General features: G+C 37.9%; 5 protein-coding genes. 2 read left to right on the top strand and 3 right to left on the bottom strand.

Features of this window, described 5'->3' with window-relative positions; translation table 11 throughout:
* Nucleotides 1-73: 73 nt before the first annotated feature.
* From yugI to AC1DJR_RS17150, 3 genes are all read right to left on the bottom strand, one after another.
* On the bottom strand, nucleotides 74-418 hold the full coding sequence (gene yugI / locus AC1DJR_RS17160) for a S1 domain-containing post-transcriptional regulator GSP13 (RefSeq protein WP_002015848.1): 345 nt from the start codon (nucleotides 416-418) through the stop codon (nucleotides 74-76).
* A gap of 253 nt (nucleotides 419-671) precedes the next feature.
* Nucleotides 672-1,862 (bottom strand): aminotransferase, encoded by a 1,191-nt coding sequence (locus AC1DJR_RS17155; RefSeq protein WP_002129685.1) that lies wholly within the window; start codon nucleotides 1,860-1,862, stop codon nucleotides 672-674.
* Nucleotides 1,859-2,356 carry an Lrp/AsnC family transcriptional regulator gene (locus AC1DJR_RS17150; protein ID WP_429686407.1) on the bottom strand — a complete coding sequence of 166 codons (498 nt, stop codon included), beginning with the start codon at nucleotides 2,354-2,356 and terminating at the stop codon, nucleotides 1,859-1,861. Before AC1DJR_RS17150 ends, AC1DJR_RS17155 begins: the two co-directional genes overlap by 4 nt.
* Before the next feature lie 298 nt (nucleotides 2,357-2,654).
* On the opposite strand from AC1DJR_RS17150, the gene AC1DJR_RS17145 reads away from it, so the two are divergent.
* On the top strand, nucleotides 2,655-3,647 hold the full coding sequence (locus tag AC1DJR_RS17145; RefSeq protein ID WP_477003100.1) for a 2-hydroxyacid dehydrogenase: 993 nt from the start codon (nucleotides 2,655-2,657) through the stop codon (nucleotides 3,645-3,647).
* A 263-nt stretch (nucleotides 3,648-3,910) separates the two neighbouring features.
* Entirely contained in the window at nucleotides 3,911-4,750 is an 840-nt protein-coding gene (locus tag AC1DJR_RS17140; protein ID WP_477003099.1) for an alpha/beta fold hydrolase, read from the top strand.
* Nucleotides 4,751-4,998: the final 248 nt, after the last annotated feature.

The raw sequence follows: 4,998 nt of genomic DNA, 5'->3' as shown, positions 1-4,998 counted from the left end.
GCATGCAATCATATTTGCAAATATATATATCATAAGTCACAGTAAAAGAGGAACTCTCATATGCGTTCCTCTTTTACTTTATTACCTCCGACTCTTCAATCCATTCTGCTAGCTTTTCTCGCAGTGTATTAAATCCGTTCTCTGATGGATTCGGTATAAGAATTCGTCCTTGCTTTCTTTTCGCCGCTTTTAACGATAAACTCATTTTTCTGTGTTCTTCATCAATTGAAAGTACTTTTACTTCTACTGTATCTCCGACCTTTAAAAAGTCATGAATGTCTTTTACATACCCATTTGTGATTTCAGATATATGCACAAGTCCTTGTGTTTCTGCATCCAAAGCTACAAATGCACCGTAATCTTGAATTCCAGTTACTTTCCCTGTTACAACCACTCCCGTTGTATATTGTTCTGACATGTGAAACACTCCCATACGTTTACCATTTTCTCTACAATTGTAAATAGCAAAGCAGATGTATTTATTGTTAAATATCCGATTAGTGAGTAAGTATCCTAAGTAAAACACCGAGGATACTCCCACCTTATATTAGTAAATTATACCACTTTGATAGAACTCATTCAAAATTCACGAAAAAATTTTCTGTAATACGTATAATTCTCCAATATTAGGATAGAATACTAACACATGGCTTTCTAGTATTCCCCCCCTTTTATGGACAAAACGTATTGTGTTTTGTCCTTTTTTTATTCTCTATGAACCGTTCCATTCTCTTCATTGCTTCCATAAGTTGCTCAAGCGATGTTGCATATGAACAACGAATAAATCCTTCACCACTCCCGCCAAACACATTTCCAGGAACAACAGCCACTTTTTCTTCTAATAATAATTGTTCTGCAAATTCTGCTGAAGATAGTCCGGTTGAAGCTATAGAAGGGAAGACATAAAATGCCCCGCCTGGCACATGACATGTTAAGCCCATTTCATTGAAAGATGTCGTCATAAAGTTACGACGTTTTTTATAGCTATCTCTCATTCGAATTACTTCATCATTTCCCCCGCGTAATGCTTCAAGCGCTGCAAATTGAGACATCGTTGGTGCACACATCATTGAATACTGGTGGATTTTGAGCATTAATTCTGAAAATTGAACAGGGGCTGCAATCATCCCAAGACGCCATCCCGTCATGGCAAACCCTTTTGAAAATCCTGAAATTAAAATCGTATGGTCACGCATATTTTTAATACTCGCGAAACTCGTATATGCTTCGTCGTATACGAGCTCTGCATAAATTTCATCCGATAACACGATTAAATTATACTTCTCAACAATAACTGCTAGCTTTTCTAATTCGGATTTATTTAACATTGCGCCTGTTGGGTTATTGGGAGAACAAAGTAATATTGCCTTTGTTTTCGTTGTAATAGCTGCTTCAATTTGATCTGGCTGTACTTTAAATTCATCTTCTAATGAAGTCGCCACTGGAACTGGGACCCCGCCCGCTAACGTAACAAGCGGTGCATACGAAACGAAACTTGGTTCAATAATAAGTATTTCATCATCAGGGTTTACAATAGCACGCATCGCTACATCTAGCGCTTGACTCGCTCCAACTGTAACAATGATTTCATCATTCGGATCATAAGATACTGCAAATTGTTTTTTTAGATACTTTGCTATTTCTTGACGGAGCTCCAATAATCCTGCATTTGCTGTATATGACGTATATCCTTGTTCTAAAGAACGAATACATGCTTGCCTTACATTCCAAGGTGTAACAAAGTCCGGCTCTCCCACTCCAAGTGAAATAACGCCTTTCATACTTGCCGCTAAATCAAAAAACTTTCGTATACCGGACGGTTGTAAAGATTCTGCTACTCTAGATAGGTCAAATTGCTTCACGGTGTCACCACAATTCTCTTATCATCATCTGTCTTTTCATAAATAATCCCCTCATGTTTATACTTCTTCAAAATAAAATGAGTTGTCGTTGAAACGACAGATTCAATTGTTGCTAATTTCTCAGAAACAAACATCGCTACTTCTCCCATCGTCTTTCCTTCTAATGTAATAGAAAGGTCATATGTCCCAGACATTAAATAAACGGATTTCACTTCTGAATAGCGATAAATTTGTTCAGCTACTGCATCAAAACCGACACCACGCTTCGGTGTAACTTTCACATCAATCATCGCCGTTAAACCAGTATGTTCTTTCACTTTTGTCCAATCGATATGTGTTACATAGTCCACGATAATCTTTTCACTTTCTAATTTCGTAACCATTTTTTTCGCTTTTTCTACTTCTATATTTAACAACTTCGCTAATGTATCTACAGATAAACGACTATTCTTTTCAAGACAAGCTAATAATTCCAATTCTTTCTCTGTCACCATATAAATCATCCTTCCTTTTAGTTTCTGTCTAAATTATACAAATACTCTTTCCAGTTTGAAAAGAAGATTTTTTTTGAGAATTATGTCAAAATAAAGTGAAACTTTAATCAGCGGAATGCTTTATCCCGCTGATTATTAACCCGCACCAATCGGGCTTTTACGGGCAGCCCGGACTCCCACCTAACCTCTTTGTTTCAGCCGTTTTGGGAGGTGGGAGTCTTACTGCCCGCAAATAGCGGGGTAAAGTGAAACTTTAATCAGTGGGAGCTTCATACCCGCTGATTATTAGCACACACCAATCCAGGTAAAGAGGAAAGGGGATGGAACCGTGAAACCAAAAGTATATATTGCCGAACCAGTTCCAACATTTGTAGAAAACTATTTATCAGAACACTGTGATTTTGAAAAATGGGATCAAAACGAGAAAGTACCTCGTGATGTTCTATTAGAAAAAATAAAAGATAAAGATGGGTTATTAAATTTCGGATCTACTATAAATGAAGAGTTATTGCAGGTTGCTCCTAATTTAAAAGTAGTAAGYAACATTTCTGTYGGYYAYGATAAYTTTGATTTAMAAGCGATGGARAARCRAAATRTYATCGGAACGAATACWCCMTAYGTRYTAGATGATACAGTAGCCGAYCTTGTTTTCGCTCTTATGTTATCTGCTGGTCGCCGTGTTTGCGAACTCAATTCCTATGTGAAAAATGGTGAATGGAACGCTGAAATTGGAAAAGAACACTTCGGACTAGATGTACATCATAGTACGATTGGTATTATCGGAATGGGACGAATTGGAGAAGCTGTCGCAAAACGAGCGAAATTCGGCTTTGATATGAATGTCCTTTACTATAACCGTCACCGTAAAGAAGAAGCTGAGCAAAAATTTGATGCTACATATTGTGATTTACAAACTTTAATCAAACAATCTGATTTTATTATTCTTCTTACTCCATTAACAGATGAAACGTATCATCTTATCGGTGAAAAGGAATTTTCACTAATGAAAGAAACAGCAATTTTCATTAATGCTTCTCGCGGGAAAACAGTAGATGAAACTGCATTAATTCATGCGTTAACAGAAAAGAAAATATTTGCAGCCGGCATCGACACATTTACACAAGAGCCGATTCAAAAAGAGAATCCGCTCTTATCATTACAAAACGTTGTAACTTTACCGCACATCGGATCTGCAACATTAAAAACTCGACAGCAAATGGCAATGACAGCTGCTGAAAATTTAGTAGCAGGATTACAAGGAAAAACACCACCTAATATTGTGCGTGGGTAATTATAAAGTGAAACTTTAATCAGTGGGGGTTTTGTCCATCCCCCACTGATTATTAGCCCTCACCAATCGGGCTTTTACGGGCAGTTATCTCCCACCTAACTTCCTCGCATTCGCCGAATTTTGAGGTGGGAGTCTACTGCCCGGTAAATAGCGGGATAAATAAGCGAAAGGCAAGATGACGATGTCATCTTGCCTTTTTTTGTTAACATATTTTGTTTCTTGCCGGGAGATGATATGAACAAAAATCAATGGAGTGACAAAAAATGAACCATGAATGCAAATGCCCTTACTTCACTTTTTCCACTCGCGGGACTACTATTCATTACGAATTGTATGAACATAATACTAAAAAAGAACGACCTACTTTCGTACTCGTTCACGGCTTCCTCTCTTCCWCATTTAGCTATCGACGACTCATTCCTTTACTRACAAAGGAAGGTACAGTAATTGCCCTTGATTTACCACCATTCGGAAAAAGTGATAAATCTCATCTCTTTAAATATTCTTATCACAATTTAGCAGCTATTATTATCGATTTAATCGAACATTTATCTCTCTCGAATATTGTATTAGTTGGCCATTCTATGGGCGGACAAATTTCACTCTTTGTAAACCGTTTACGCCCTGAATTAATTTCAAAGACGATTTTACTATGTAGCTCTAGTTATTTAGCACGCGCAAACTTACCTTTACTGTACTCCTCTTATTTACCGTTCTTCCACTTATACGTGAAGAACTGGATTATTCGAAGGGGCATCGTCCATAACTTAATGAATGTCGTTCATGACCATTCATTAATTGACGATGAAATGATGGAAGGCTATGCTGCTCCTTTTTATGATGATCGTATATTCCCTGCTTTAACTCGAATGATAAGAGACCGTGAAGGTGACTTATCTTCAACTGAATTACAAAAAATCGAAACCCCAGTATTACTCATTTGGGGTGAAAAAGATCGCGTCGTCCCTGTACATGTAGGACACCGTCTCCATAAGGACCTACCTAATTCAACTTTCATTTCTTACGAAAATACAGGGCACTTACTACCTGAAGAAAAGCCCGATCATGTTTATGAAGAAATTATTACGTTTGCGACGCAATAAAGTGAAGCTTTAATCCGTGGGAGGCTCTATTCCCACGGATTATTAGCCTTCACCAATCGGGTTTTTACGGGCAGTTTGATTTCTCACCTAACCTCCTTGCTTCAACTGAATTTTGAGGCGGGAGTCTTACTGCCCGTTAAAACGGGATAAAGTGAAGCTTTAATCCGTGGGAGGCTCTATTCCCACGGATTATTAGCCTTCACCAATCGGGTTTTTACGGGCAGTTTGATTTCTCGCCTAACCTCCTT

This window comes from Bacillus sp. 05T31 (assembly GCF_056396725.1).
The sequence above is the reverse complement of the archived record's forward strand: the minus strand, read 5'-3'. Positions and strand labels throughout refer to the sequence as shown.